24 protein-coding genes are annotated in these 26,223 nt (G+C 58.1%); 13 read left to right on the top strand and 11 right to left on the bottom strand.

From position 1 onward, the window contains the following. Positions 1 to 58: 58 nt before the first annotated feature. Positions 59 to 2,050, bottom strand: coding sequence for a VacB/RNase II family 3'-5' exoribonuclease (locus GSF27_RS05335; protein WP_160966412.1), 1,992 nt, complete (start codon positions 2,048 to 2,050; stop codon positions 59 to 61). 254 nt (positions 2,051 to 2,304) lie between these two features. Here GSF27_RS05335 and bolA point away from each other — a divergent pair, with 254 nt between their 5' ends. The 3 genes from bolA to GSF27_RS17720 all read left to right on the top strand — a co-directional run bounded on the left by bolA (position 2,305) and on the right by GSF27_RS17720 (position 4,111). Next, positions 2,305 to 2,622: a transcriptional regulator BolA gene (gene bolA / locus GSF27_RS05330; RefSeq protein ID WP_160966410.1), complete on the top strand. Its 318-nt coding sequence runs from the start codon at positions 2,305 to 2,307 to the stop codon at positions 2,620 to 2,622. A 79-nt stretch (positions 2,623 to 2,701) separates the two neighbouring features. Next, positions 2,702 to 3,646: a rhodanese-related sulfurtransferase gene (locus GSF27_RS05325; protein ID WP_160966408.1), complete on the top strand. Its 945-nt coding sequence runs from the start codon at positions 2,702 to 2,704 to the stop codon at positions 3,644 to 3,646. Between the two features lie 279 nt (positions 3,647 to 3,925). Then, on the top strand, positions 3,926 to 4,111 hold the full coding sequence (locus GSF27_RS17720) for a hypothetical protein (protein ID WP_202410268.1): 186 nt from the start codon (positions 3,926 to 3,928) through the stop codon (positions 4,109 to 4,111). Positions 4,112 to 4,162: 51 nt separating this feature from the next. Here GSF27_RS17720 and GSF27_RS05315 read toward each other — a convergent pair whose 3' ends face one another. From GSF27_RS05315 to GSF27_RS05300, 4 genes are all read right to left on the bottom strand, one after another. After that, on the bottom strand, positions 4,163 to 4,651 hold the full coding sequence (locus tag GSF27_RS05315) for a hypothetical protein (RefSeq protein ID WP_160966406.1): 489 nt from the start codon (positions 4,649 to 4,651) through the stop codon (positions 4,163 to 4,165). A 144-nt stretch (positions 4,652 to 4,795) separates the two neighbouring features. Further along, positions 4,796 to 5,713: a recombination-associated protein RdgC gene (gene rdgC / locus GSF27_RS05310; protein WP_160966404.1), complete on the bottom strand. Its 918-nt coding sequence runs from the start codon at positions 5,711 to 5,713 to the stop codon at positions 4,796 to 4,798. A 102-nt stretch (positions 5,714 to 5,815) separates the two neighbouring features. After that, positions 5,816 to 6,184: a SirB2 family protein gene (locus GSF27_RS05305; RefSeq protein ID WP_160966402.1), complete on the bottom strand. Its 369-nt coding sequence runs from the start codon at positions 6,182 to 6,184 to the stop codon at positions 5,816 to 5,818. A 2-nt stretch (positions 6,185 to 6,186) separates the two neighbouring features. Beyond that, positions 6,187 to 6,789, bottom strand: coding sequence for a DUF4202 domain-containing protein (locus GSF27_RS05300; protein WP_160966400.1), 603 nt, complete (start codon positions 6,787 to 6,789; stop codon positions 6,187 to 6,189). Between the two features lie 145 nt (positions 6,790 to 6,934). Between GSF27_RS05300 and GSF27_RS05295 the strand changes: the two genes are divergently transcribed. After that, complete coding sequence (locus GSF27_RS05295) at positions 6,935 to 7,624, top strand: OmpW family protein (protein ID WP_160966398.1); 690 nt, start codon at positions 6,935 to 6,937, stop codon at positions 7,622 to 7,624. A gap of 98 nt (positions 7,625 to 7,722) precedes the next feature. Here the strand turns inward: GSF27_RS05295 and fnr are convergent, their stop codons facing one another. Together fnr and GSF27_RS05285 are read right to left on the bottom strand one after the other, a co-directional pair. Next, positions 7,723 to 8,487, bottom strand: a complete 765-nt coding sequence (gene fnr / locus GSF27_RS05290) for a fumarate/nitrate reduction transcriptional regulator Fnr (protein WP_160966396.1) — start codon at positions 8,485 to 8,487, stop codon at positions 7,723 to 7,725. Between the two features lie 110 nt (positions 8,488 to 8,597). After that, positions 8,598 to 9,827 (bottom strand): hypothetical protein, encoded by a 1,230-nt coding sequence (locus GSF27_RS05285; protein WP_160966394.1) that lies wholly within the window; start codon positions 9,825 to 9,827, stop codon positions 8,598 to 8,600. A 228-nt stretch (positions 9,828 to 10,055) separates the two neighbouring features. On the opposite strand from GSF27_RS05285, the gene GSF27_RS05280 reads away from it, so the two are divergent. The 3 genes from GSF27_RS05280 (at position 10,056) to GSF27_RS05270 (ending at position 13,170) form a co-directional block, all read left to right on the top strand. Then, the gene (locus GSF27_RS05280) at positions 10,056 to 10,862 is read left to right on the top strand and encodes a universal stress protein (RefSeq protein ID WP_160966392.1); all 807 of its coding nucleotides are present in this window, start codon (positions 10,056 to 10,058) and stop codon (positions 10,860 to 10,862) included. A gap of 145 nt (positions 10,863 to 11,007) precedes the next feature. Further along, positions 11,008 to 12,906, top strand: coding sequence for an ATP-dependent zinc metalloprotease FtsH (ftsH, locus tag GSF27_RS05275; protein WP_160966390.1), 1,899 nt, complete (start codon positions 11,008 to 11,010; stop codon positions 12,904 to 12,906). Positions 12,907 to 12,912: 6 nt separating this feature from the next. Further along, a complete protein-coding gene (locus GSF27_RS05270; RefSeq protein ID WP_160966388.1) occupies positions 12,913 to 13,170 on the top strand; it encodes a YkgJ family cysteine cluster protein in 258 nt (85 codons plus the stop codon). Positions 13,171 to 13,184: 14 nt separating this feature from the next. Here GSF27_RS05270 and GSF27_RS05265 read toward each other — a convergent pair whose 3' ends face one another. The 3 genes from GSF27_RS05265 to GSF27_RS05255 form a co-directional block, all read right to left on the bottom strand. Next, positions 13,185 to 14,906: a bifunctional protein-serine/threonine kinase/phosphatase gene (locus GSF27_RS05265; RefSeq protein WP_160966386.1), complete on the bottom strand. Its 1,722-nt coding sequence runs from the start codon at positions 14,904 to 14,906 to the stop codon at positions 13,185 to 13,187. 62 nt (positions 14,907 to 14,968) lie between these two features. Next, a complete protein-coding gene (locus GSF27_RS05260; protein ID WP_160966384.1) occupies positions 14,969 to 15,781 on the bottom strand; it encodes a formate/nitrite transporter family protein in 813 nt (270 codons plus the stop codon). Between the two features lie 284 nt (positions 15,782 to 16,065). Continuing rightward, a complete protein-coding gene (locus GSF27_RS05255) occupies positions 16,066 to 16,950 on the bottom strand; it encodes a DMT family transporter (protein WP_160966382.1) in 885 nt (294 codons plus the stop codon). Positions 16,951 to 17,070: 120 nt separating this feature from the next. Here GSF27_RS05255 and GSF27_RS05250 point away from each other — a divergent pair, with 120 nt between their 5' ends. Next, a complete protein-coding gene (locus GSF27_RS05250; RefSeq protein ID WP_160966380.1) occupies positions 17,071 to 17,766 on the top strand; it encodes a transglutaminase-like cysteine peptidase in 696 nt (231 codons plus the stop codon). An 82-nt stretch (positions 17,767 to 17,848) separates the two neighbouring features. Here GSF27_RS05250 and gltA read toward each other — a convergent pair whose 3' ends face one another. Continuing rightward, positions 17,849 to 19,135: a citrate synthase gene (gltA, locus tag GSF27_RS05245; protein WP_160966379.1), complete on the bottom strand. Its 1,287-nt coding sequence runs from the start codon at positions 19,133 to 19,135 to the stop codon at positions 17,849 to 17,851. Positions 19,136 to 19,698: 563 nt separating this feature from the next. On the opposite strand from gltA, the gene sdhC reads away from it, so the two are divergent. The 5 genes from sdhC (at position 19,699) to GSF27_RS05220 (ending at position 26,219) form a co-directional block, all read left to right on the top strand. After that, on the top strand, positions 19,699 to 20,073 hold the full coding sequence (sdhC, locus tag GSF27_RS05240) for a succinate dehydrogenase, cytochrome b556 subunit (RefSeq protein ID WP_160966378.1): 375 nt from the start codon (positions 19,699 to 19,701) through the stop codon (positions 20,071 to 20,073). Continuing rightward, the gene (gene sdhD / locus GSF27_RS05235) at positions 20,067 to 20,435 is read left to right on the top strand and encodes a succinate dehydrogenase, hydrophobic membrane anchor protein (protein WP_160966377.1); all 369 of its coding nucleotides are present in this window, start codon (positions 20,067 to 20,069) and stop codon (positions 20,433 to 20,435) included. The genes sdhC and sdhD overlap by 7 nt, the downstream gene beginning before the upstream one ends. 3 nt (positions 20,436 to 20,438) lie before the next feature. Beyond that, complete coding sequence (sdhA, locus tag GSF27_RS05230; protein ID WP_160966376.1) at positions 20,439 to 22,211, top strand: succinate dehydrogenase flavoprotein subunit; 1,773 nt, start codon at positions 20,439 to 20,441, stop codon at positions 22,209 to 22,211. Positions 22,212 to 22,229: 18 nt separating this feature from the next. Then, on the top strand, positions 22,230 to 22,934 hold the full coding sequence (locus GSF27_RS05225; protein ID WP_160966375.1) for a succinate dehydrogenase iron-sulfur subunit: 705 nt from the start codon (positions 22,230 to 22,232) through the stop codon (positions 22,932 to 22,934). 450 nt (positions 22,935 to 23,384) lie between these two features. Next, on the top strand, positions 23,385 to 26,219 hold the full coding sequence (locus GSF27_RS05220; RefSeq protein WP_160966374.1) for a 2-oxoglutarate dehydrogenase E1 component: 2,835 nt from the start codon (positions 23,385 to 23,387) through the stop codon (positions 26,217 to 26,219). Positions 26,220 to 26,223 lie beyond the last annotated feature (4 nt).

The following is a 26,223-nucleotide window of genomic DNA, read 5'->3' as shown; positions in this document are numbered from 1 at the left end:
ATGGGGTTTGTCAGCCGGTTAAGCAGGAGCGACACCGGCCGCTCCCGCTCACGCCGTCTCAGCCCTCGGTTACCACCAGCGCAAAATTGATGCGCTTCTTGTCCAGGTCCACTCGCTCCAGGGTGACCTGCACCTCCTGGTTCAGCACAAAACCGCCTTCGTCACTGCTCAGGGTCATACGATCCTGGTCAAACTGGTAAGCCTTGGGATCCAGCTTCACAAAGCCGTTGATACCCCAATCGGTCAGCACCACCGACACCCCCTGGGAGGTGACGCGGGAGACGCGCCCGGCCCAGGTGGCAGCGGGCTGCTGCTGCAGGAACAGGCAGTGTAGCCACTGCTCCAGGTCGCGGCTGGCCTGACGGGCGCTGGAGGCTCCCTGCTGCAGGGTGCCGAGCTGTTCGGCGTTCAATGCTTCGCCGCTGCTCTGTTCAAGAATGGCCCGCAGTGCACGATGGTTGTGGAGGTCGTTGTAACGGCGGATAGGGGAGGTGACGGTGGCGTAGTAGTCCATGCCCAGCCCCATGTGCGGCAGCGCTTCGGTGGTGAGTTCACTGGCCTGCAACATCAGGCGGAAGGCTGCCAGCAGTCCGGCGGTATCCGCATTCTGTTGCAGTTGGCGGATCAGCTGGCGATAGCCGTCGAGCGTGGCCAGATCCAGTTCCGCCAGCTGTGGCAGCTCCTGCTGCAGGATCGCCTTGATGCTCTCCAGGCGTTCCGGGCGAAAACCGCCGTGGCCGGAGAACAGTCCGTGCCCCGGATGCTGCGCCAGCAGGTCACCGGCACAGCGGTTGGTGGCCAGCATGGCCTCTTCCACAATCTGCTGTGCCAGGTTGCGTTGGTCACGGCGAATGGCGCTGATGTGCCACTTGTCATCCAGCTGCAGGTAGTAGTCGTCCCGCTCTTCCATTAACAGCAGGTGTTCAGCACGGTAGCGATTGAGGGCGTGGCTGCACTCGGCCAGTTCCCGCAGCATCGGCTGGCACTCTGCCGGCACGGCGTCGGTATTGTCGTTCTGCAGCCAATCGGCCACACCCAGGTAGCTGAGCTTGTGGTGGGAGCGGATCAGGCCAAATTCAAAGCGGGTGTCGCTGATGCGGCCATCGCTCTCCACCTGCATGTGGCACACCAGTGCCGGGCGCTCTTCGCCGGGGACCAGGGAGTAGGTGTTGTGGGAGAGCTCCTGCGGCAGCATGCTGATGGCGCGGCCGGGCAGGTAGGCGGTGTTGGCTCGCTTCAGTGCCACCTTGTCCAGGGCAGTCCCGGGGGCAATGGTGGAGGAGGGGTCGGCAATGGCGACGGTCAGCTGCCAGCCATCGCCGCGGCGCTCGACACAGAGAGCATCGTCCATGTCCATGGTGGTGGCGGAGTCGATGGTGACAAAGGGCAGCTGCTGCAGCTGCGCGCGACCGGCGTAGTCCGGCAGTTGCTGCAGGCTGCGGGCCTGAATCTCTTTCACCTGCTGCAGCTGTTCCTTGCTCCACTCCCCCTTGAGCTGGTACTTGCGGCAGGTGACCTTGTGTTCGATGCCGGCTTCACCGGGGCTGCCCAGTACTTCGGTGACCTTGGCCTGGCCCTTGCCATCCTCAAACGGGTGGCGGGTGATACGGCAAAGCAGGTAATCCCCCTCTTTGGCGTTGGACCGGGCTTTGGGGGGCAGGAAGATCCAGCGGTTCAGCTGTGGCATATCCACGGCGACGAAATGGCCCTTGCCACGTATCAGGTATTGGCCCACCACCACTTTCTGTGGCGAGTCGAGCAGCTTGTCCAGCTCGGCCTGCAGCTTGCGGTTCTCGCCTTCACCATTGCTTTCTCCGCTGTCACCGAGCGCCACCTCGACCCGGTCACCGGGTAGTACCCTGGCCATTTCGTCAGGCGGCAGGAAGATGTCGCGACCGTCGTCGAGGGTGACGAAGCCAAAACGTCCCTGGCTGCCCCGGATGGTGCCGGTGGCGAGGTTTTTGTCTGCACGAATGTTTTGTTTCAGCTGAGTCAGCTGGGAGAGGGCATTGGCATCAAGCATGGGGGAGACTGGGTAATCCGGAATCAAGGGAAAACCGGCCGGGCCGGTGACGAGGGGGAATAATAGCAAAAGCGCCGTCGCGGCTCACCTGATCTGCGATTCTTATCACCTTCACTTTATCGCTGCGGTCGCGCTCATCGTTTAATCCCGGTTGCATTCGGCCTATACCTTCTGTCGCATTCGGCCTATACCCTCTGTCGCATTCGCTCTCCCTGCGCCGGGGGCAGGGGCGTATACTGTGGCCATCGTTATTTCGGTGAATTTAGCCAACAGGGTGATTTATGACCATTCAGTCGCAGATTGAGAGCAAATTGCAGGCTTCCCTGCAGCCGGCCTTTCTGGCCGTGGAGAACGAAAGCCATATGCACAATGTGCCACCGGGCTCCGAGTCCCACTTCCGGGTGGTGGCCGTCAGCCAGCAGTTCGAGGGGCAAAGGGCGGTAGCCCGTCACCAGGCGGTCTACCGGGCCCTGAGTGATGAGATGTCCGGCGGTGTCCATGCGCTGGCGCTGCACACCTACACCCCGGAGGAGTGGGAGCGCCAGCAGCAACAGGCACCGGCCTCGCCCCAGTGCCTGGGGGGCTCCAAGGCGGACTAGCGCTGTCTGGCGGGTCTAGGCGGCAGCCTGCCAAGCGGGTACAATTGCGCGCTTTTTAGCCAGACCCGAAGTGATTGCCATGTCCCAGCCCTACGTTATTGCCGCCCTCTACAAGTTTGTCGCCCTGCCGGATTATCAGCAGCTGCGCGAACCCCTGTTGCAGGAGTGCCTGGACGCCGGTATCAAGGGCACACTGCTGCTGGCCGCCGAGGGCATCAATGGCACGGTGGCGGGTACCCGGGAGGGCATTGATCGTCTGTTGGCGTGGCTGCGGGCCGATGAGCGGCTGGTGGACCTGAGTCATAAGGAGTCGTTTGACACGACCCTGCCGTTCTACCGCATGAAGGTGAAGCTCAAGAAAGAGATTGTCACCATGGGGGTGGAGGGGATTGACCCGCGGCGGGTGGTGGGCACCTATGTGGCCCCGAAAGACTGGAATGCGCTTATCTCCGATCCCGAAGTGGTGGTGATCGACACCCGCAACGACTACGAGTACGAGCTGGGCAGCTTCCGCGGCGCCCTCAACCCCAATACTGCCAGTTTCCGGGAGTTCCCCGACTATGTGACGCGGGAGCTGGATCCGGCCAGGCACAAAAAGGTCGCCATGTTCTGCACCGGCGGCATCCGCTGTGAAAAGTCCACCGCCTATCTGAAGGAGCAGGGCTTTGATGAGGTCTACCACCTCCATGGCGGCATCCTGCAATACCTGGAGGACGTTCCTGCCAGCGACAGCCTGTGGGACGGCGAGTGCTACGTCTTCGACAATCGGGTCAGCGTCGGCCACGACCTGCAGCCCGGCTCCTACGACCTCTGCCACGGCTGTCGTGAGCCCATCAGCGAGGCCGACAAGGCCTCTGAACTCTATATCGAAGGCGTCGCTTGTCCCCGCTGCCACCACCGCCAGACCCCGGAGCAGCGCCAGCGATTTGCCGAACGCCAGAAGCAGGTGACCCTGGCCAAACAGCGTAACCAGGACCATATTGGTGCGCCGGCTCCCGAGCGCCAGCTGCGGGAAGGGGATTAACCGGCACGGTATCCCTCCTCAGTGGCGCGTTGATTGTGGCGCCATATCCATTGCGTCGATCAGGTCACAGCCGCTGCTCTTTTCCCTTTTACCCGATGCTGGCTGTGTGGTGTAATCGACGGCCAATTATTCCAGAATGAAGTTAAAACTATGAATCTAAATGCTTGGACGGTTGACCTGGACAGTCGATGCGCCGTCCATGAAAGCGGATTCCGGTTGGAAGTGGAAGGCAACCCAAGAGATCCCAGTGCTGTACACCCCGGCAAGTTCCCTGTGGGAATGAGTGCCATTGAGCAGGTGCGACTGTTGCGCCTCGGTGTGGAGGCTATTGCAGAAGCGGCGAAGCAGAATGCGCCGTCAAGAGTCCCGGTCAGCCGGGTACAGAAGTCCTACAAGCGTCCCGCTGACAGTGCGCCACGCGCAACCCTGTCACTGAAGCGGAAATCCTCGGCTGAGGAGAGCTGAAAAACAGGTGCCGCCCGGCACCTGTTGTCTGTGCAGTGAACGTGCCCGTCATTAGCGGGCTACGAACTGTCCTCTCATCATCAGCAAGGTCTGATGATCATCCACCAGTTTGAACAGTCGGTCGAACTTCTGCGAAGCGACATCGGTGATTTCACCACCTGGCTCCACGGAATAGCTGACCCCTGCGATCAGGGATTGCAGCTCGCTGCTGACGCTTTCAATGGCGTTGAAGATGTTGGCCGAGGTGGCGTCATCCTTGAACAGCCGGGTTTCACGGGTGGCCTGCAGATAGCTGTCGCATTCCAGTAGCCACTCCTGCCGTTGCATCAGGTAGGTGCGGATATTGTTCATGCCGCCGCGATGACGGGAGGCGAGCTGGGAGTCGCGGTATCGACGCAGGCTCTTCATGGAGCTGGTCATAAAGTCGAGCTTTACGTCTGTGCAATATTTGGGTGAGAGATAGCTGGGGAAGTCGTCTTCCGCCTGCGCCAGGCAAGGCAGCAGCAGGACCAGCAACACCGGGAGGGTGAAGGTTTTCATAGTGACACACCTGAGTACTGTTATGTTTATTATGAGCCGTGGTCGGGCCACGGCGTCTCTGGGTACGATCGTGATTTAAGTCACGCTCTGGCATTGTGTCAATTAATATGTAGATATGAGCGCCAACATGGCCGTAAATGACCTTTACACCGGGGTGTGGTCGTTGACGCCTCCAAACCAGCTGAAGAGGGCAGGGAGCAGCTCCTGCAGCGTGCCGGTCATCAGGGCAAAGTCAGCGTTGAACTGGGCGGCCTTGTCCCCGTCTGAGGCGTCCTGAGCCTCGGTGACCAGTTTTTCGCTGAAGCGCAGGCGCTTGATGGCCAGGTCATCCTGCAGCACAAACTGCACTTGCTCGTCCCACTGCAGGGCCAGCTTATGCACCAGTTTGCCGGCGGAGAGGTGGGCTTCGATCTCGTCGCCGCTCAAATCCTGCTTCTTCATCCGTGCAATGGCGCCGCCTTCACTGGCCTCCCGCATCTCACATTCGTCACCGTTCTCCAGTGCCTCCGGCAGTTCGCCCCCCTGCAGCCAGTCGGTCATGACCCGCGCCGGGGTATCAACCACCTGCACCGCAATCACCGGCAGGCTGCCGATGCTTTCGCGCAGCAGCTTGATCCAGGCTTCGGCGGCCGCATAGCTGGAGGCATCCACCAGCAGCAGGCCCTGTTGGGTGTCGATGTAACCAAAGGTGCGGCGTGATTTGGTGAAGGCCTGGGGCAGGCACTCGAAAATGATCTCTTCCTTGAGTGTCTCTTTCTCTTTGCGATAGACACGACGATCTTCTTTGGCTTCTATCTCCTGCACACGCTGCTCGAGCCTTTCCCTGACCACGGCGGCGGGGAGGATTTTTTCCTCCTTGCGGGCGCAGAGCATGATGCAGCCATTGGCGGTGTGGCAGAGCTCCTGGCTGAGGTCGCCCATGGGGGATACCCAGCCAGCCTGGCTGGTCTCCTGGCTGCCGCAGGGGGTGAACTGATCCTTGCGCAGTTGTTCGTCGAGCTGTTCGGGGGAGAGATCAAAGGGGCGGGTAAAACGGTATACGAGAAGATTTTTAAACCACATGAGCGTCTTGTTATCAATCCGTTAGGTCAGGTATGGCTGGGTAAGGCACCGGACTGCACCGGATGCCAAATGGCCCCGGATTATGGCGGAGGCATGTCCCTATCACAAGGCAGGTTTGAACCTGGCGAGCAGAATCATAAGCAGCACACAAATTATGCCGGCGCTGCAATAGGCGACGCGATGTCGGGGGCGGCCGTAGTTCAGGGCCATGGCCCCCAACAGGATGTAGCAAATCAGCAAAACCAGTTTCGCGGTCAGCCAGTGGCTGTTAAAGGGTGTGAAGTTTGTCAGGTGTATAAGCCAGAGTCCGCTGCCCAGCAGCAGCGTATCAATCATTGGTGCCAGCCGCCGTGGCCAGGCGCCTTTGGTTTGCAGCGTATTGCGACGTTGCCAGTGCAGACGCAACATCCAGAACGAAACGCTCATCGCCACCAGCAGCTGGTGCACAGTTTTTAACGTCAGGTAGGTCATGCTTACAGGCCCAGCGCTTCCTTGACCATATCCAGCATGTTAGCGGAGAGGGGCAATTGCAGGGCAGCAGCGTGTCCCTCGTCGGACATTTTGTTCCAGGTCTTGCGCACGATATCCAGCAGTTTCTGGTGCTCGTGCTTGCCGGCAAACTCGTTCAGGTAATATTCCAGGAACACCAGGCAGGCGACGTCCTCCAGGGTCTGGACTTCCGCGTCCCGCTTGAGCTGCTTTTTCTGCAGGATGGTCGCGACCCGTTGCTGCTCGTCTTCACTGTAACCACACCCGGCCATCAGTTGCGCGGTCAGTTGGCCGTGGTGCTGGGCCAGTTGGGTACGCCACTGTTTGTAGCCCTGGCGATCCATGGGGTAGTCGCTGCGCGGCAGGATCCAGCGCTCGATATGTTGTGCGCGGCAAGCGATCTGCAACAGTTCGCCGGCATCGGGCTTGAAGTTTTGCAGTGTGGCGCTCATGCGCTGGCCATAGAGAAGCTCTTTGGGTATGTCCTGGTTTTCAAGCAGTTCACTGCGGGGGTCCTGTGCGTTGCGCTCGTCAATAAGCTGCAGGACTCTGTCCAGTCGGGAAGTGTCCAGTCGGGAAGTTGTCATTACCATCACTCCGGTGGGGTTTGCGCAATTGTCCCGTGTCGCGCGGGAGTTGTAAAAGACTTAATCCAGATCAAGAAACCTTGTGCCGCTTTCCGTTGTAATGCACCCATCACAACAAGATATACCCTGAAAGAGAGAGCGGAATATGAATAAGGTATTTAAGCATCTGTCCCTGGCTGCTGCGGTTTCCTGTGCAACCTTTGCCATGCAGGCCAATGCCTATGAAGCAGGTGACTGGATTGTACGTGCCGGTGTGGCACACGTGGCTCCCGATGACAGCAGTGACCCACTGGCCCTGAACGGTGGTGCGATCAGTGGCAGTGAAGTGGAGGTGGATTCCGATACCCAGCTCGGCTTGACCGTCACCTACATGATCAACAGCGATTTCGGTGTTGAGCTGCTGGCGGCGACACCATTTACCCATGACATCACTGCCGATACCGGTGCGCTGGGTCTGGGCAAGGTAGACGCGGGCGAAACCAGCCACCTGCCACCGACGCTGTCCGCTGTCTGGTACCCTATGGGTTCTGCGGGCCAGATCGCGCCTTACGTAGGTGCCGGTATTAACTACACCATGTTCTTTGAAGAAGATGTCTCTTCCGATCTGGAGGGTGTACTGGGCTCTGCAGACCTGGAACTGGATGACTCCATTGGTCTGGCACTGCAGGTGGGCGTGGATGTGCAGCTCAATGACAACTGGCAGGTAAACGCTTCCCTGCGTTGGATTGACATCGACACCGATGCTGAAATCACTGCGGGTGCCAACACCATTACCATTGATAATGTTGAGATCGACCCATGGGTCTACCAGCTCAACGTTGGTTACAAGTTCTGATTGAACGCTTGCCTGTGAACCAAAAAAAAGCCCGGTATATACCGGGCTTTTTTGTGTCTGTCTGGATCTGCTGGCCGGGGTGCGAGCGTTGCAAGGAGTCAGCTGCGACTGGCGGGTTGTGCTTGCGCGACGTTCTTCAGTCCGTCCATATCCAGGATATTGATCTCTTTTTTATCCACTGCCAGCAGCTCTTTTTTCTGGAAGCGGCTGAATACACGGCTGACGGTTTCGATGGTCAGGCCCAGGTAGTTACCGATATCGGAGCGCGACATGGGCAGGCGGAAAGAGGTTGCCGACAGGTGCCGGTTCTGGTTGCGGGCGGAGATGCTCAGCAGCAGGGCTGCGATGCGTTCGTCGGCGCTGTTCTTGCTCAGCAGCGTGATCAACTGCTGGTCGGCGGTAATTTCCTTGCTCATCAGCTGGAAGAAGTGTCGCTGCAGTGAAGGCAGGCGCAGGCTCAGCTCTTCCAGGCGGGAGAAGGGAATTTCGCAAATTGCCGAGGTCTCCAGGGCAATGGCGGAGTTGGTGTAGTGATTCTGGGCGATGCCATCCATGCCGAGAATTTCACCCGGCAGATAGAATCCGGTGACCTGCTCTTCACCGTCGTTGGTGATGTTGACCGCCTTGATGGTGCCGGAACGAACGGCAAATACCGACGTAAACTGGTCGTTGGAGCGATACAGGTACTCGCCCTTCTGCAGTGGGCGGCCGCGCTGAATGATCTGGTCCAGCTTGTCGATATCTTCCACATGCAGGCTGATGGGCAGGCAGATCGCGTTGAGCCGACAGTCGCCACAGGACACAAGAGGATTGTGGTGACAGCGTTGAACCGGTTTGGCGCATGTGGCGTTGGTATCACTCATGAAGCTGGCTCTATCTGGGGACGTGCGGAACACGGGTGGCGGGTAGAGCCGATATTTTGCTATAGCACCGGTATGGCGTCAAATGGATACTCGTGCTTTCGACGCTGGAATCAAGAGTCTGTACCAGGGTTTAGCGCCTGTTTGCAGAGGGTCGCCAGGCGCAGAATTCCGCACTCGGTCAGGTGTATCTGGCTGTTGTTGATGCTGAATAGCTCCCCGGGTGTCTGCTCTTGCTCTCGCCAGCGCTGCAGGATGGTTTCCAGGTTGAGCTGGTAGCGATCCTGCAGGTATTTCAGGTCCGCGCTGTGATAGCACAGAAGTGAGTCGATAAACGCTTTCAGCCGGGCATTGGGGAGGGGGGCAAACAGCAGGCGGGGCTGCAGGCGCAGGTAGTCGGTCAGGGTTGCCGGATTGAGTTGGCGCAGGTGGCCCAGACTGCTGCGGTTACCCGGGCCCAGCCCCACCACGTCGTGCACGCCGAGGTGGTTATAGCCTTCGGTATTGAGGGTGAGGTGGTGCTCTGCTTGTGCATTGGCCAGCGGGGAAGCGCTGCGCACGAAGCAATCGTTGCCCAGCACCCGGTATTGCAGCTGTCGCAGGGCCCGGAACTGCTCGCTGAAACGCTCAAACCCGGCGCTGCTGTCGGGGGTCACAACAATGCGTTCGGGCAGCCGCATACCGGCCGTCTCCATAGCCCTCAGGGTGCGCTCCAGGTGGGGCAGGGGGTGCTCCAGTCGCAGGCTGAAGTGGCGGAAGTGGAACTGCTGGCAGTAGGCCGAGGCGCGGGTCAGCAGGGCCTCCCCGTTAACGGTGGGCAGATCCGTTTGCGGGCCTGACTGCTGTCCGTCCCACACCAGCTGCAAGTGGTTAAAACCAAGTCCCTTAAACAATGCCAGCCGCCCCGGTTGCAGGTCGTTGCCACTGAAACCGACACAGTAATCTACCTCGGGGTTGTCCCCCAGGGGGTAGCGACGGCCGACAAAATACATAAATTCGGTGACTTCTGCGTCGTCCAGCAGATCGTGGGGCAGGTGCCAATAGAGGCACAGCACCTTGCGCCGCCCGGTGTCTTCGCTGCGCTGCCCCAGCTCCCTGAGCATGGCGTCCAGCAGGTGGCGGGGCGAGTAGGGACTGCTTTGTAACTGGCGTTGCAGTTGGGGCGGGGCGTAGAAGCTCAATCCCAGTGGTGAGGCTTGCTGCTGGCGCAGTGGTGTGATGTGGAGATCCTCCGGGTCCACGCCGTGTTCGGCATAGGCTTGTTCCCAGCAGCCGCTCGCGGTGTAGCTGCCGGCCTGGTCTGTTGTGCTGGTCTCTGTCAGCGGAAAGGTATGGGATGACATGGCCCACCTCGGGAGGATTTGAATTATATGGGGCCAGTCTAAACAGCTGCTGGCTGACTGCCGTTGATACACGTCAACTAAGGTCTAAGCGCGCTGAGGGTTGTGGTGGCGGCAAAAATCTGCTCGCTGGCACTGACACCAGTTGTTAGACTGGCCACTGTCAACAACCGGCCATACAAGCCGGCATAGACTGTTAGTGAATTCACCAGGAACTGGAAAACAAATAATATGGCCAACCCGGATACACTGTTTATTGTCGTTGATCCTACCCAGGATGAGCATATTGCCCTGCAGCGCGCCCTGATTACCTCCCGCCGTCGCGAGGTGAAGCCGAAGCTGAAAATTTTCGTGGGCGTAGACCCTGCTGCGACTTCCATGGACGCCGACAATCCGGACATTTATCGCGACAACCATTGGTTCGAAGCCCTGCGTCGCCCCCTTGATGAGCAGCAGCTGGATTACACGCTGGTGATCTGCTGGTCGACCGATTGGTATGAGGCGATTTTGCAGGCGGCAGAGAAAACCGATCCGGATATGATCCTGTTGTCTGACTACTCGGCACAGCGTTCACGCAATCGCCTTACCGATAACAAGTGGCAGCTGATGCGCCACGCCAAGTGTCCGGTGGTGATCTGCCGTCCTGGTGTTCCCAGCAAGCGCGAGGTGGTTCTGGCTGCCGTTAAAATGCAGGATCGTTCGCCGGAGTATGAAGACCTGAATACCCGCATCCTGACCCGCGGCAAGTGGCTGGCAGAGCACTACGACGCCGACTTCCAGGTAGTAAATGCCTATTCGGACTCCCTCAGTTACCCGGACCGTGGCAACATGATGCGCAGCATCGGTATTGAGGCGGACAAGCTGCACATTCTGCAGGGGCCGGCGGATGAGGTTGTATCCAAACTGGCCGAGGAGATTTCCGCGGATATCGTGGTGATTGGTACCCTGCGCCGCAAGGGTTTGCTGATGGCCATGCGTGGTAATACGTCAGAGCGCGTGATGTCGGCCCTGAAAGTGGATGTGATGACCCTCAACTGAGTTGTCGACTGCGCTTGCTGTCCGCCCGCCTGGTGTGGCTGGCAAGCGCGAGCCTCCGGCCTTCCGTTAGAGGTAGCATCGCCTCTCTGGCCAGTATGTCCCAGGCTGCCAATCCATAATTCGTACAGACTCCGCAGAGAGTAACATGGACAAAACGCCCCCCGACAAATCCTCATCGTCACAAAAACCACAGCTGTTTCGCGATCCATGGTTTATCTGGTTGGCGGCGGTTCTCTTCCTGCTCTACTACTTCAGTGTCTATCAGCAGCCGGCTCCACCGGACACCATCTCCTACACGCAATTCGTCAAGGCGCTTGAGCAGCAGCGGGTCGCCAGCGTGGAGATTCGCGGCGCCGATGTGCAGGGCGTTTACAGCGGCAGCGGCAGTGGTACCGCCACCAGTACCGGCAAGCGCGCTGACTTTCGTACCCGCATGCCTGCCTTTGCCGGCGATACCCTGTTACAAACTCTGGAGGACGGTGATGTGGACGTCACTGTGCTCTCCGATGAATCACCGGTGTGGCTCAGCATCCTGTTGGGATTTTTGCCGTGGGTGCTGATGATCGCGCTGTTTGTCTTCCTGTCACGCTCGCTGCAATCGCGGATGGGCGGTGGCGGCCTACTCAATTTTTCCCAGTCCAAAGCCCGTCGCTACCAGCGCAGTGACAGTGGGCCTACCTACGATGACGTTGCCGGCCTCGAAGGGGCCAAGCAGGACCTGGGCGACATCATTGCTTACCTCAAGGAACCGGCCCGCTTTCAGGCCCTGGGGGCCAAGATTCCCAAGGGGGTGTTGATGATGGGAGCCCCCGGTACGGGCAAGACATTGCTGGCCAAGGCTACGGCCGCAGAGGCCGGCGTGCCGTTTTTCTCCATCACCGGTTCCGAGTTTATCGAGCTCTATGTAGGGGTGGGGGCATCGCGGGTGCGTGACATGTTCCAGATGGCTCGCAAGGAGGCCCCGGCGCTGATCTTTATCGATGAGATAGATTCGGTGGGGCGAGTGCGGGGCACCGGGCTTGGCGGCGGCAATGATGAGCGTGAGCAGACCCTGAACCAGATTCTCGCCGAGATGGACGGCTTTGAACCGGAGGATGTGGTGGTGGTGCTGGCGGCCACAAACCGCCCCGATGTTCTGGATCCGGCGTTGCTGCGCCCGGGTCGTTTTGATCGCAAGGTGATTCTTGATCTGCCTGATAAAACGGCGCGGCGGGAGATCTTCAAGGTGCATACCCGGCACACACCACTGGCGGACGATGTCAGCCTGGATGACCTCGCCAACCTGACCGTCGGGTTTTCCGGAGCCGACATTGAGAACCTGGTTAACGAGGCGGCATTGCGGGCCGCGCGGGAGCAGCATTCGAATCTGAGTGCCGACGACTTTGCCCATGCCCGTGACAAGGTGTTAATGGGGGAGGAGCGCCCGCACCTGCTCAATCCCGGTGAGCGCCATCGCATTGCCTGTCATGAGGCCGGGCACGGACTGGTGACCTGGTTTTCCGCGCATGCTGACCCGTTGCAGAAAATCACCATTGTGCCGCGCGGCCGCGCGTTGGGGATGACCGAGCAGATGGCGAAAGAGGAGCGGCATAACTTTGATGAACCCTATCTGATGGATCGCCTGAACATATTCCTTGCCGGGCGCGGTGCGGAGAAACTGATGTTCGGTAATACCAGTTCAGGCGCCGCAGAAGATCTCAAACAGGCGACCCGGCTGGCGCGGCAGATGGTGGTGAACTGGGGCATGAGTGAGACGCTGGGCCCGATCGGTTTTGCCGAAGGCGAGACCCACCCGTTTCTTGGCCGGGAGCTGACGGAGCCAAGACCCTACAGTGAAGCTCTGGCGCAGCAGATTGACAGTGAGGTGTCACGGCTGCTTAAACAGGCGGAGGAGCAGGTGCAGCAACTGCTGCAGAGTCACCGTCCGCAACTGCAGATGCTGATTGATGCGCTGCTGGAGCAGGAATCTTTGCAGGCGGCAGAGATTGAACAGTGCCTTGGCACTGTGGATGCCAGCTCATCGACACAGGCGGGTAATGGGTAGTCCGGTATGGAGTGTCGCAAAGGTTGCGGTGCCTGCTGTATTGCCCCGTTGATCGTGCAGCCCATACCCGGCATGCCTCAGGGTAAGCCGGCGGGTGTGCCCTGTGTAAACCTGGATCAGGTCACAATGAGTTGCCGGATATGGGAGCAGGCTGACTATCCCCGCTTCTGCCGCGAGTTTCAGGCAGAGCGGGAGTTCTGTGGTGACAGCCGTGAACAGGCGCTGCGCATTCTCGCGGAACTGGAAGCGAACACCCGTCCCTGAGCTGAGTCACGTCGTCAGTGGTAGGCGGCTTGCAGAATGACGATCACCAGCAAAATAAACGATACCCACTGCCAGAACTGCACCGGATTACGCTCCAGCAACGGCGGCCGGTGACGGCTGCTGAACGCGGCGCTGGGCTTATGCAGGTCGTGCACAAACTCCGATACCTCCCTGTAGCGCCGGCGGGGATCCACCGCAGTCGCTTTTTTCAGGGCTTCATCCACCCACAGGGGTACTTGCAGGTCATCCGTCATCACAGAGTGGTAGCTAAGTTTGTTCTGCGCCGCTCGACTGCGGGTACGGGCCACGTTGCTGCCATAGGGAAACTGCCCCGATAACATCTGGTAGGCAATGACCGCCAGTGAGTAGACATCCGAGGCGGGGGTTCCTGATTCCCCGAGGTAATACTCCGGTGCTGTGTATTGGGCGGTGCCGGGTACCTGCTGCGGGGCTTCCGGCTGCAGCTCCGCCAGGCCGGCAACATGGACAGCCCCAAAATCGATGATTTTTACCGTGCCTCCCGCATCAATCATGATGTTGTTGGGGCGCAGGTCCTGGTGCAGCATCTCTTGGCGATGGAAAGCCTGCAGGCCTTTGGCAATCTGCGAGATGATAGAGCGGACGGATTCCAGTGGTGCCTGGGGATTGTCGATAATCCACTGCGCCAGGGTCTGGCCCTCCACAAATTCGGTCACCAGATAGAGGGATTTTCGCTGGCGCGCCAGCGGCGGTGCCTTCAGCACGTGCGGGTTGTTGAGCCGGCGGGCGATCCACTCCTCCATCAGGAAGTGTTCGAGGTAGGTCTGGTCGGCGCTCATCTCCCGTGAAGGGGTTTTGATCACCACTTGTTCACCGCTCTCCAGGTCCCGGGCGAGAAAGACATGGCTGCGACTGCTGATGTAGAGCTCGCGGGTTATCAGGTAGCCTTCAAATTCCATGCGCGGCCGCAGTTGCGGGGGTAGCGGCAGGTTAAGGCTCTGCTGTTGCAGCTCCTGCAGGTTGCGCTCCGGCAACTGTTTGACACGTAGCAATTGCACGGTCAGGTTGTCATCACTGCCGGAATCCAGTGCCCGGTCAATGATGGCGGCTGCCGCCCGCTCAAGGTCATCACCATACTGCTGCAACAACGCCACGATGGCCTCTGCAGGGATGAATTCGTAGACGCCATCGGTGGCCAGCACGAACGTATCACCGCTCTCCACCGGCAGTGACAGATAGTCCAGTTCCACGGTTTGGTGAATCCCCAGGGCGCGGGTGAGGTAGCTGCTCTCTGCAGATTCATAATGCCGGTGGTCCTGGGTCAGCTGTTCCAGTTGATCACCCTGGAGTTTATAGACCCTGGCATCGCCGGCATGAAATACGTGAGCGGTGGTGGATTTGAGAATCAGGCCGCTGAAGGTGCAGATATAGCCTCTTTCCCGGTCAAAGCGGTGAGGACTGTAGCGGGTCTGGGCGAAGAGCCAGGAATTGGTGGCCTGCAGGACTCGCAGTGCCGAGTTTTTTACAGACCAGGTTTCCGGGGTGCAGAAGTAGTCTTCGAGAAAGCTGCGCACAGAGGCGGTACTGGCTTCCTGGCTGACCTTGCTGCTGCTGATACCATCCGCCAGGGCAATGGCAATACCCTTGGATGTCAGCAAGGGTTCTTCCGGAATTCGGGAGCCGTGAAAATCCTGGTTGATGGATTTACGGCCGGCGCTGCTGTGGGCGCCAACGATGACTTGTAACGACTTGCGCATAATTGGGTTGGCGCCACCCGTTTACTAAAAAGGGATGGCGCCGTTCCTTATTGCCTTGCGGATCAGGCCAGGGTGCGGTTGGGGCTGGTGCGTACGTGAGTCAGGTACAGCGGCAGGCCCACCAACAGGAATCCGCCCACCAGGTTGCCCAGTGCGGTGGGGATTTCGTTCCACAGGAAGTAGTCCACCAGAGTGAAGTCACCACCCATGATCATGGAGAAGGGGAACAGGAACATGTTAACGATGGAGTGCTCGAAGCCCATGTAGAAGAAGAGCATGATCGGCATCCACATGGCGGCCATTTTGCTGGAAGCTGACGTGGAGATCATGGCGCCTACAACACCCATGGATACCATCCAGTTACACAGCATGCCGCGGATAAAGATGGTAAACCAACCTGCTACGCCGTGCTCCTTGTAGCCCAGGGTACGGGATTCACCGATGTGACTTACTTTCTCGGCAATCACGCCGCCGTCAATGTTGTATCCATAGGTCAGGATAAAGGAAGCAAAGAAGGCTACGGTCAGGGCGCCGCCAAAGTTACCGAGGAATACCAGCCCCCAGTTGCGGAACACCTGGTTCCAGGTGCAGCCGGGGCGGCGATCGATCACGGACAGGGGCACCAGGGTAAACACGCCGGTGAGCAGGTCAAACTTCATCAGGTAGAGCATGATAAAGCCAACCGGGAACAGGATTGCACCCACCAGCGGATTGCCGGTTTTAACGGTAACGGTAATGGCGAAAAATGCAGCCAGAGCCAGGATGGCGCCAGCCATAAAGGCCCTTACAACCGTGTCCTTGGCGGACATGTATATTTTGGATTCGCCCTGATCCACCATCTTGGTGGCGAATTCTGAAGGTTCGATGTATGACATGGGGTAACGTCTCTCAGGTCTTATGGGTTAGGAAAAACAGGTCAATCCTGCCTGCCTCACGCTAGAGCAATGGCCATGCCAACTGTGTGTGAAATTGTAAGTCTATGAAATTATTGGATATATTTACTTTCTTTGGTCTGCTTTTGTAAGTAAACGATGCCGGCGCTGTCAAATATTGGTGCGGGAGCGCACCATTTCTGTGCTGCATAAATATAAAAGTGTCTGATCAACTATATATTTTGTTTTTGGTGCACCAAAATGATCGACAGGCGAAAGATGCTCTTTTATTCGTCTTTGGCGAGGTTGGTGGTTCGATTGCCGAGGTAGACGGTGCCGACACCGGCGCTGACGACCAGAGCGATGCCGGCCAGCGACAGGGCGCCGGGTAAGTGGTCCCAGAGTAACCACCCGAGCAGCCCCGAAAAGATCACCGCGAAGTAACTCATGGGGGATACAATGGACGGCTTGGCGTAGCTGTAGGCCTTGGTATAAAGCCACATGGCGAGAAAGATGGAGATCCCGATATAGAGCAGATAAGGTGCCGTGTGCCAGGCAACCGGCTGCCAGTGGAGTATCGCCAGCGGCAGGCTCAGCAAAAACGACAAGAGAAAATAGAAGAGCATAATGGTGCTGCTAGACTCGGTGGAGGAGAGCTGGCGAGTACCTACCATAGAGACAGCGAGCAGTGCTCCCGATGCAAGACCAACGAGGTAATAGGCGTTAAAGGGGGTGCTGTGACCCGGTTGCAGGATAAGTATCACGCCGAAGAATCCGACGCTCAGGGGAAGCCAGCGGCTTCGCGGCACCAGTACCCCGGCCCAGATCAGGGTAACCAGGGGGACGAACAGGGGCGCGGTGTTGCGCAATAAATTGGCGTCTACCAGAGGAATGCCGCTCAGGGCAGTGTAATAGGCAAAGAAGCTCAGCCAGCCCCCGATTCCCCGCAGCAGGTGTGTGAGGGGGCGCTGGCTGCGCCAGACAGCGGGGCCGTTGCGCCACAGCAATGGCAGCATGGCAATCAGGCAGATGCTGTACTGGATTAATACAATCATCGATGGCCCCAGGTCATCGCTGATCAATTTGCCGGCGGCACCAGCGGTGCTGCCGACCAAAGCGCTGGCCAGTGCGTAGAGGATGCCGGCGGCAGGCCGGTTGGTGAGGGTGGACATGAATGGCCCGGGAAGTGGAGTGGGGTAGGGATCATAGCCACTTGGCCGGAGCTGCACGAGTGATTTGTGAGCCGGTCGCAGGGGTTTCTGCTTGATGGTCCGGCAAGAAGGGTGGGTACGATGAGGGATGTTTGGCGGAGGCGTGCGCAGCTGAAGTGCAGTGTATTGGGCTTGCTGGCGCTGGGGCTGCTGCCTGTGGAGGCGGGGGCGACCGGTGAGGTCAGGGATCAGCAACTGCTGGAGCGGGTGGAGAAGGAGTACGGTCGTCGGGCCCGCCATCGGGTGGAGACCTGGCAGCAGTTGATGGAGGATGTGGGGGCCCGTGTTGAGCTGGCGGAGCTGGAAAAAGTGAGGTCGGCGAATAACTTCTTTAACCGGCTCTCCTGGGTCAGCGACGAGGAGCACTGGGGGCAGGAGGATTATTGGGCCACCCCGGTGGAAATGCTGGCCACCAATGGGGGGGACTGCGAGGATTTCTCTATCGGCAAATACTTCACCCTCAGCGATGAGGGGTTGATGCTGGACAAGCTGCGGATCACCTACGTCAAGGCGCTGGAGTACGACCAGGCCCACATGGTGCTGGCTTACTATCCGTCACCGGATGCCGAGCCCTGGATTCTGGATAATATCAACAAGACCCTGCTGCCCGCGTCGCAGAGGCCTGATTTACTGCCTGTCTACAGTTTTAACGGTCTGGGGCTTTGGCTGGCCAGGGATCGCCACCGCCAGATCAGCAGTGATGCCGGGCAAAGTCTGCCTCAGTGGGGGGACCTGAATCGGCGCCTGGGGGAGGAATTGGGGGCGGGCCAGCCCTGAGAGGGGGTTGTCGGAAAGATTTTGTAGAAAATCTACAAGCAAAAAAGGCCGCACAAGTGCGGCCTTTTTTGCTGGGTGTTGCTCAGCGCTTGTCGATAGAGACGTAGTCGCGGGGAGCGGCACCGGTGTACAGCTGGCGTGGACGGCCAATCTTGTACGAGTTGCTGATCATTTCGTGCCAGTGGGCAATCCAGCCTACGGTGCGGCCGGTGGCGAAGATCACGGTGAACATGTCGGTAGGGATACCGATAGCCTTCATGATGATGCCGGAGTAGAAATCGACGTTGGGGTAGAGTTTCTTCTCGATGAAGTACTCGTCTTCCAGGGCGATTTGCTCCAGACGCATGGCAATGTCCAGCATTGGGTCCTTGATGCCCAGCTCGCTCAGCACTTCGTCGCAGGTCTCTTTCATAACCTTGGCGCGCGGGTCGAAGTTCTTGTAAACGCGGTGGCCGAAGCCCATCAGGCGGAAAGGATCGTTCTTGTCCTTGGCCTTGGCGACGAACTTGTCGATGTTCTCTACGGAGCCGATCTCTTTCAGCATGTTCAGTACAGCTTCGTTGGCGCCGCCGTGGGCAGGGCCCCACAGGGTGGCGATACCGGCTGCGATACAGGCAAATGGGTTGGCACCGGAGGAGCCGGCCAGACGCACGGTAGAGGTAGAGGCGTTTTGCTCGTGATCAGCGTGCAGCAGGAAGATCTTGTCCATGGCTTTCGCCAGCACAGGATTGACTTCCGGATCGTCACAAGGGGTGCCGAACATCATGTGCAGGAAGTTCTCGGCGTAGGAGAGCTTGTTGTTCGGGTACATGAACGGCTGGCCTACGTGGTGCTTGTAGCACATGGCGGCCAGGGTCGGCATCTTGGCGATCAGGCGGTGAGCGGAGATCTTGCGGTGCTCCGGATTATTGATGTCCAGAGAGTCGTGATAGAAAGAGGAGAGTGCACCCACAACGCCGCACATTATGGCCATGGGGTGGGCATCGCTGCGGAAGCCACGGAAGAAGTGAGCGATGTTCTCATGCACCATGGTGTGGTTGGTGATGATGTCTACGAACTCTTCTTTTTCCTCTGCAGTTGGCAGTTCGCCGTTCAGCAGCAGGTAGCAGGTCTCCAGGTAGTCGGAATGGGCTGCCAGTTGTTCGATGGGGTAGCCACCGTGCAGCAGCACGCCTTTGGCGCCGTCGATGTAGGTCAGTTTGGATTCGCAGGATGCGGTAGACATGAAACCTGGGTCGTAGGTGAAGTAACCTTGACCGGCCAGGCTGCTGACATCGATCACGTCTGGACCAACGGTTCCAGAGTAAATGGGAAGCTCGAAGGAATTATCCAAACCGTCGACCGAAAGGTGCGCTTTCTTATCAGCCATTACGGACTCCTGTTCTAAAAATTGTGTAAGGAAGCCGATTCTAGCCCAGAAGGGCCTCTTCGAGAATCGGATTCTGAGGCCGGGGACACTATAAGGAGCCGCTCGGGATTGTCAATTCAAATTCGGTGCCAGAACCCGGGATCCGCTGAATTGCGACCGCAAAAGGGTTGTCGCCTGAGTGCAATTTAATCAGTGGTCTCTTGTGGTGCGGAATTCCTTCCTTTTATTGTCTCCTGCTTTGTTGTGGTGCAGTAAGTGCCTGCCCTGTATGGGTATTTAAGTTGGCAGCGGCTTCGCGCATCGGGAAGGGGTGGGCGCAAAGGGCTGTGTTTGCTGTGGTTGGAGGGGGTGTGGCTTTGGGTGCCGGCGGGCAGGGTACCCCGACTTTGGTCGAGAGTCCTATTTTGTTGTTTTTTTACAGGCAGGTCTCTATAATTTTGCGCGTCTTGCAGCTGGCCTCGTTGGCACTATCTGTCTCAACTGCCTATGCTTGGGGGATGCACAGCTTCGGCTGAAATCTACATATTTGCCCGGCAACGGGCTGGAAAAGGTGTGACTTAACCGTGAACAAGAACAGACCTGTCAATCTCGACCTTGCCACAATAAAACTACCCATCACCGCTTATGTCTCCATTCTGCACCGCGTTTCCGGTGTCATCCTGTTTGCCGGCGTTGCCATACTCCTGAGTATGCTGGATTGCAGTCTGGATTCCGCTGAAAGTTTTGCGTCTCTGCAGAACAGTCTGCAGCAGCCTCTGATTCAGTTTCTGATCTGGGGTACTCTGGCGGCTTTGGCTTATCACATGGTAGCTGGCGTTCGCCACCTGATCATGGATTGCGGCATTGGTGAAACTCTGGAAGGTGGGCGCTTGGGGGCCAAGATCCTTCTGGTAGTAGCCATCGTATTAATCATTCTGGCGGGGGTATGGGTATGGTAACCGCAGTAACTAGTTTTGGTCGTAGCGGACTCTACGACTGGTTGATCCAGCGTGTAAGTGCCGTTGTTATGGCAGCTTACCTGGTCTTTATTGTTGCCTTTATTCTCTGTACGCCCGAGATGACTTACGCCGAGTGGAAAGGCCTTTATAGCCACCTGTGGATGCGTATATTCAGTCTGGCCACACTGCTGTCCATTGCTGCCCATGCCTGGATTGGTCTCTGGGCTGTGCTCACCGACTACATCACCAACCGCATGATGGGCGCCAAAGCCACTGTTCTGCGCCTGCTGGCTCAGGTGGTACTGGGCGTGATTACCGTGACCTATGTGGTCTGGGGCATTGAAATTCTTTGGGGGTTCTAAGCAATGGCGAACATGCGTACGATTTCTTTTGACGGTATTGTGATCGGCGGTGGCGGCGCAGGTATGCGCGCAGCCCTGCAGCTGGCACAGTCCGGCTACAAAACTGCGGTAATTACCAAGGTTTTCCCAACCCGTTCTCACACAGTTTCCGCCCAGGGCGGTATTACCTGTGCGATTGCATCTGAAGATCCGAATGACGATTGGCGCTGGCACATGTATGACACCGTCAAGGGGTCTGACTACATCGGTGACCAGGATGCCATCGAATACATGTGTTCCGTAGGTCCGGAAGCGGTTTTCGAACTGGATCACATGGGCCTGCCTTTCTCCCGTAAAGAGAATGGCCGTATTTACCAGCGTCCTTTTGGCGGTCAGTCCAAGGACTTCGGTCGTGGTGGCCAGGCTGCCCGTACCTGTGCTGCTGCCGACCGTACCGGTCACGCGCTGCTGCACACCCTGTATCAGGGTAACGTCAAGAACAACACCGTGTTCATGAACGAGTGGTTCGCTGTTGACCTGGTGAAAAACCAGGACGGCGTTGTCACTGGCGTTATCGCCATCAACATTGAAGATGGTGAGACTGTTTACGTTAAGTCCAAAGCGACCGTATTCGCCACTGGCGGTGCCGGCCGTATCTACGCTTCCACCACCAATGCCCACATCAATACCGGTGACGGTATCGGTATGGCCCTGCGTGCCGGCTTCCCGGTGCAGGACATCGAGATGTGGCAGTTCCACCCAACCGGTATCGCCGGTGCCGGTGTACTGGTAACTGAAGGTTGTCGTGGTGAGGGTGGTTACCTGGTCAATAAGGACGGCGAGCGCTTCATGGAGCGTTATGCCCCTAACGCCAAAGATCTGGCCGGTCGTGACGTTGTGGCACGATCCATGGTACTGGAAATCCTCGAGGGCCGCGGTTGTGGTCCGGAAGGCGATCACGTGTTCCTGAAGCTGGATCACCTGGGCGAAGAGACCCTGAACGCCAAGCTGCCAGGTATTCTGGAGCTGTCCCGTACCTTCGCTCACGCGGATCCGGTGAAAGAGCCAATCCCTGTGGTACCAACCTGTCACTACATGATGGGTGGTATTCCTACCAACATTCACGGTCAGGCACTGACCCAGGATGCCAATGGTAACGATCAGGTGATTGAGGGTTTCTACGCCTGTGGTGAAGTGGCTTGTGTATCCGTACACGGTGCCAACCGTCTGGGCGGTAACTCCCTGCTTGACCTGGTGGTATTTGGCCGCGCCTCCGGTCTCTACATCGAGAAGGCGCTGCGTGAAGGCATTGAGCACCGTGAAGCGACCGATTCCGATCTGGAAGCCGCCATGTCCCGCCTCAACAGCGTCAACAACACCAACAATGGTGAAGGCGCGGCGGAACTGCGTAAGGAGCTGCAGAACACCATGCAGAACTTCTTCGGTGTATTCCGTAAGGGTGAGTACATGCAGCAGGGTATCTCCAAGCTGGCCGAGCTGCGCGAGCGTATCGCCAACGTCAAGCTGGTAGACAAGTCCAACGCCTTCAATACTGCCCGTATCGAAGCACTGGAACTGCAGAACCTGCTGGAAGTTGCTGAGGCGACTGCCATTGCCGCTGAAGAGCGTAAAGAGTCCCGTGGTGCACACGCCCGCGAAGACTTCCAGGATCGTGATGACGAAAACTGGCTGTGTCACTCTATGTACTTCCCGGCTGAGAAACGTGTTGGCAAGCGTGCGGTTAACTTCGCACCCAAGACCATGGAAGCGTTCGAGCCGAAGATTCGTACCTATTGATTTGGGGATGGCAGAATTATGTTGAAAGTAGAAGTTTATCGTTACAACCCAGAGACCGACTCTGCGCCCTACATGCAAAGCTACGAGGTGGACACTCAGGGTAAAGACCTGATGGTTCTGGATGTGCTGGAGCTGCTCAAGGCCCAGGATCCGACTCTGGCGTTCCGTCGCTCCTGCCGTGAAGGTGTGTGTGGTTCCGACGGCATGAACATCAATGGCAAGAACGGCCTGGCCTGTATCAAGCCTCTGTCCGAGTCTGTGTCCGGCGGCAAGCTGATCCTGCGTCCGCTGCCCGGCCTGCCTGTGATTCGTGACCTGGTCATCGACATGAGCCAGTTCTACGCTCAGTACAAGAAAATCGAGCCGTACCTGCAGAACGACACTCCGGCGCCAGCTATCGAGCGCCTGCAGTCTCCGGAAGACCGTGCCAAGCTGGATGGTCTGTACGAGTGTATTTTGTGCGCCTGTTGTTCGACAAGCTGCCCGTCTTTCTGGTGGAATCCCGATAAGTTTATCGGTCCCGCCGGTCTGCTGCAGGCTTATCGCTTCCTGGCGGACAGCCGCGACACTGCAACTGCGCAGCGCCTGGCTAACCTGGATGACCCGTTCAGTGTATTCCGCTGCCACGGCATCATGAACTGTGTGTCCGTATGTCCGAAGGGTCTCAACCCCACTCGCGCCATCGGCCACATCCGCAACATGTTGTTGTCCAGCGGAACCTGAGGGAGAAGCCGCCCGCAAAGAGGCGGCACCCCTGCAATCGTGACTATTTAGTGCAGAGACCCAAAGCCCGGAATTCAGTGCGACCGAAGCCCGGGCAACGAATATTTGAACTGTAATCCGCCCGGCGCCCGTGAGGGAGCAGAGTGGAATAAGCGAAGCCCGGAGTGTTTTCCGGGCTTCTTAAGTTGGCTAAACGCTAGAAATAGCGGGGTATATGATTCCGTACATCGGAATCGGGCTGACTGTGTGAAGAAGAAAGCGTGTTTGTTGGCTTGCTTTGCTCACCGGGTTCACGCACTGCCGAGTTTTGCCTGCGGGCAACTTTGTGTGCTCTCTGACTCGTCCGTCGTAGATTGCTGCGTCCGGAAAGGCTGGGGAAAGCCGGAGACTGACAACAGATTCGCTTTTGACTTGCATCCGCAGCCAGACCCTGATTAAAGGTGGGCACAAATGCAAGACAGCATCATGGAGCGATTGTGGAAGACTTCCCATATTTCGGGTGGGAATGCGGCCTACGTCGAAGAGCTCTACGATACCTATTTACACGATCCAAATGCCGTTCCTGAGGAGTGGCGTAATTACTTTGAGCAATTGCCCCGTGTTGAAGGCGTTGTCTCTCAGGATGTACCGCACTCGGTCATCCGTGAACACTTTGAGCTGCTGGGTAAAAAGCGTGCTCGTCCGATAGCGGCCCCGGGTTCCGGTGGCGCCAATATCGAACACGAGCGCAAGCAGGTTAAGGTCGTTCAGCTGATCAGTTCCTATCGTTTCCGCGGTCACCAGAAAGCCAAGCTCGATCCATTAGGGTTGATGGTGCGCGAGCAGGTGCCTGATCTTGATCTGGGCTTTCATGGCCTGACTCCCGCGGATCTGGATACCGTTTTCCAGACCGGCCCCACCTTCTTTGGTACCGATGAAGCCCCGCTGCGTGAATTGATCGATAACCTGGAGCAGACCTATTGTGGCTCGGTTGGTCCGGAAATCATGCACATCACCAACTTCGCCGAGAAGCAGTGGCTGCAGCAGCGACTGGAAAGCGTCCGCTCCAAGCCGGTCTTTACCGAGGACTTCCGCAAGCGTGTACTGGAGCGCCTGACCGCTGCTGAGGGCCTTGAGCGTCATCTCGACAGTAAATACCCGGGTACCAAGCGTTTCGGCCTCGAAGGTGGCGAGAGCTTCATTCCCCTGCTGGACGGTCTGATTCGTCGTGCCGGTGAGCACGGCGCCAAAGAGATTGTGCTGGGCATGGCCCACCGCGGCCGCCTCAACACGCTGGTCAACACGCTGGGTAAAAACCCCGCCGACCTGTTTGATGAGTTTGAAGGCAAGCGCATCATCGACAGTTCCGGTGACGTGAAGTACCACCAGGGCTTCTCCTCCAACGTCATGACTCCGGGCGGTGAAGTTCACCTTGCCATGTCCTTCAACCCGTCTCATCTGGAGATTGTGTCGCCAGTGGTTGAGGGTTCCGTGCGCGCCCGTCAGGATCGCCGTGACGATCACCTGGGCCAGAAAGTGGTACCGATCTCCGTGCACGGAGATGCGGCGTTTGCCGGGCAGGGTGTGGTCATGGAAACTTTCCAGATGTCCCGTACCCGTGCTTATCACACCGGTGGCACCATCCACGTGGTGATCAACAACCAGGTGGGCTTTACCACCAGCCGTCGTGACGATGCCCGCTCCACGGAATACTGTACCGATGTGGCGAAAGTCATTGAGGCGCCGATTTTCCACGTCAACGCGGACGATCCCGACGCGGTTCTGTTTGTCACCCTGCTGGCGATGGACTACCGCTACGAGTTCCGCAAGGACGTGGTGATTGACCTGGTTTGCTATCGTCGCCGTGGCCATAACGAAACCGACGAGCCTTCGTCGACCCAGCCGCTGATGTACAAAGCCATTCGCAAGCAGAAGACCACTCGCGCACTGTACGCCGAGAAGCTGGTTGGCCAGGGGCTGGTCAGCGAGACCGATGCTGAGCAGATGAGCAACGAATACCGTGCGGCGCTGGATCGTGGTGAGCATGTAGCCCAGGGCCTGGTGAGCGAGCCGGATGAATCCCTGTTCGTGAACTGGAGCCCCTATATCGGCCACGACTGGCAGACTCCCGCTGACACCTCCTATGAGATGAAGGCGCTGCAGGATCTCGCGCAACGTGCCACCCACATCCCCGATGGTGTGCAGGTACAGAAGCAGGTACAGAAGATCTATGACGACCGTCGCAAGATGGCCAGTGGTGCCATGCCCATCAACTGGGGTATGGCGGAAACCATGGCCTATGCCACACTGCTGGAGCAGGGCTTCCGTGTGCGCCTGACCGGTCAGGACGTGGGTCGTGGTACCTTCTCCCATCGTCATGCGGTGGTGCACAGCCAGAAAGACGGTTCCAGCTACCTGCCACTGCGTCACCTCAGTGAGGGGCAGGGTCCGCTTGATATTTTCGACTCGCTGCTCTCGGAAGAGGCGGTGCTGGCGTTTGAGTACGGTTATGCCACCACCACGCCCAATGCGCTGGTGATCTGGGAAGCCCAGTTCGGTGACTTCGCCAACGGTGCCCAGGTGGTCATTGACCAGTTCATCACCAGTGGTGAGCACAAGTGGGGCCGTCTCTGCGGTCTGGTGATGCTGCTGCCACACGGCTATGAAGGCCAGGGTCCGGAACACTCTTCCGCCCGTCTGGAACGCTACCTGCAATTGTGTGCCGAGCACAATATTCAGGTGTGTATCCCAACCACGCCGGCACAGGTGTTCCATATGCTGCGCCGTCAGGCGGTGCGTCCGATGCGTCGTCCGTTGGTGGTCATGAGTCCGAAGTGGATTCTGCGCCACAAACTGGCAACCTCCACGCTGGAGGAGCTGGCAGATGGCACCTTCCAGAACGTGATCGGTGAGCAGGAACTGGCACCTGAAGGTATCAAGCGCGCCGTGCTCTGCAGCGGCAAGGTGTACTACCACCTGCTGGAAGAGCGCATGGAGCGTCAGACCCAGGACGTGGCGCTGATTCGCCTGGAGCAGCTCTACCCGTTCCCGGAAGAAGAGCTGAAGAACGTGCTGAAACAATTCGTCAATCTGAAGGAAGTGGTGTGGTGTCAGGAAGAGCCGATGAACCAGGGCGCCTGGTACAGCAGCCAGCACCATATGCGTCGTGTCTTGCAGGAGATTGATGAAAATCTGTATCTGAGCTTCGTTGGTCGTGAAGCCTCTGCTGCACCTGCAGCGGGTTACATGTCCATTCACCTTGAAGAGCAGAGCAAGTTTATTAACGACGCGCTCACCGTTGATTGATTTA

The organism is Pseudomaricurvus sp. HS19 (genome assembly GCF_009857815.1).
Classification (GTDB): Bacteria; Pseudomonadota; Gammaproteobacteria; order Pseudomonadales; family Cellvibrionaceae; genus Pseudomaricurvus.
Note: the sequence above shows the minus strand (reverse complement) of the source record. Positions and strands in the feature narration are given on the sequence as shown.

Bases quoted from the DNA above. Each gene is read 5' to 3' on its own strand.
- bolA (WP_160966410.1), top strand. From the start codon at position 2,305: ATGACCATTCAGTCGCAGATTGAGAGCAAATTGCAGGCTTCCCTGCAG.
- GSF27_RS05325 (WP_160966408.1), top strand. From the start codon at position 2,702: ATGTCCCAGCCCTACGTTATTGCCGCCCTCTACAAGTTTGTCGCCCTG.
- GSF27_RS17720 (WP_202410268.1), top strand. From the start codon at position 3,926: ATGAGTGCCATTGAGCAGGTGCGACTGTTGCGCCTCGGTGTGGAGGCT.
- GSF27_RS05315 (WP_160966406.1), bottom strand. From the start codon at position 4,651: ATGAAAACCTTCACCCTCCCGGTGTTGCTGGTCCTGCTGCTGCCTTGC.
- rdgC (WP_160966404.1), bottom strand. From the start codon at position 5,713: ATGTGGTTTAAAAATCTTCTCGTATACCGTTTTACCCGCCCCTTTGAT.
- GSF27_RS05305 (WP_160966402.1), bottom strand. From the start codon at position 6,184: ATGACCTACCTGACGTTAAAAACTGTGCACCAGCTGCTGGTGGCGATG.
- GSF27_RS05300 (WP_160966400.1), bottom strand. From the start codon at position 6,789: ATGACAACTTCCCGACTGGACACTTCCCGACTGGACAGAGTCCTGCAG.
- GSF27_RS05295 (WP_160966398.1), top strand. From the start codon at position 6,935: ATGAATAAGGTATTTAAGCATCTGTCCCTGGCTGCTGCGGTTTCCTGT.
- fnr (WP_160966396.1), bottom strand. From the start codon at position 8,487: ATGAGTGATACCAACGCCACATGCGCCAAACCGGTTCAACGCTGTCAC.
- GSF27_RS05285 (WP_160966394.1), bottom strand. From the start codon at position 9,827: ATGTCATCCCATACCTTTCCGCTGACAGAGACCAGCACAACAGACCAG.
- GSF27_RS05280 (WP_160966392.1), top strand. From the start codon at position 10,056: ATGGCCAACCCGGATACACTGTTTATTGTCGTTGATCCTACCCAGGAT.
- ftsH (WP_160966390.1), top strand. From the start codon at position 11,008: ATGGACAAAACGCCCCCCGACAAATCCTCATCGTCACAAAAACCACAG.
- GSF27_RS05270 (WP_160966388.1), top strand. From the start codon at position 12,913: ATGGAGTGTCGCAAAGGTTGCGGTGCCTGCTGTATTGCCCCGTTGATC.
- GSF27_RS05265 (WP_160966386.1), bottom strand. From the start codon at position 14,906: ATGCGCAAGTCGTTACAAGTCATCGTTGGCGCCCACAGCAGCGCCGGC.
- GSF27_RS05260 (WP_160966384.1), bottom strand. From the start codon at position 15,781: ATGTCATACATCGAACCTTCAGAATTCGCCACCAAGATGGTGGATCAG.
- GSF27_RS05255 (WP_160966382.1), bottom strand. From the start codon at position 16,950: ATGTCCACCCTCACCAACCGGCCTGCCGCCGGCATCCTCTACGCACTG.
- GSF27_RS05250 (WP_160966380.1), top strand. From the start codon at position 17,071: ATGAGGGATGTTTGGCGGAGGCGTGCGCAGCTGAAGTGCAGTGTATTG.
- gltA (WP_160966379.1), bottom strand. From the start codon at position 19,135: ATGGCTGATAAGAAAGCGCACCTTTCGGTCGACGGTTTGGATAATTCC.
- sdhD (WP_160966377.1), top strand. From the start codon at position 20,067: ATGGTAACCGCAGTAACTAGTTTTGGTCGTAGCGGACTCTACGACTGG.
- sdhA (WP_160966376.1), top strand. From the start codon at position 20,439: ATGGCGAACATGCGTACGATTTCTTTTGACGGTATTGTGATCGGCGGT.
- GSF27_RS05225 (WP_160966375.1), top strand. From the start codon at position 22,230: ATGTTGAAAGTAGAAGTTTATCGTTACAACCCAGAGACCGACTCTGCG.
- GSF27_RS05220 (WP_160966374.1), top strand. From the start codon at position 23,385: ATGCAAGACAGCATCATGGAGCGATTGTGGAAGACTTCCCATATTTCG.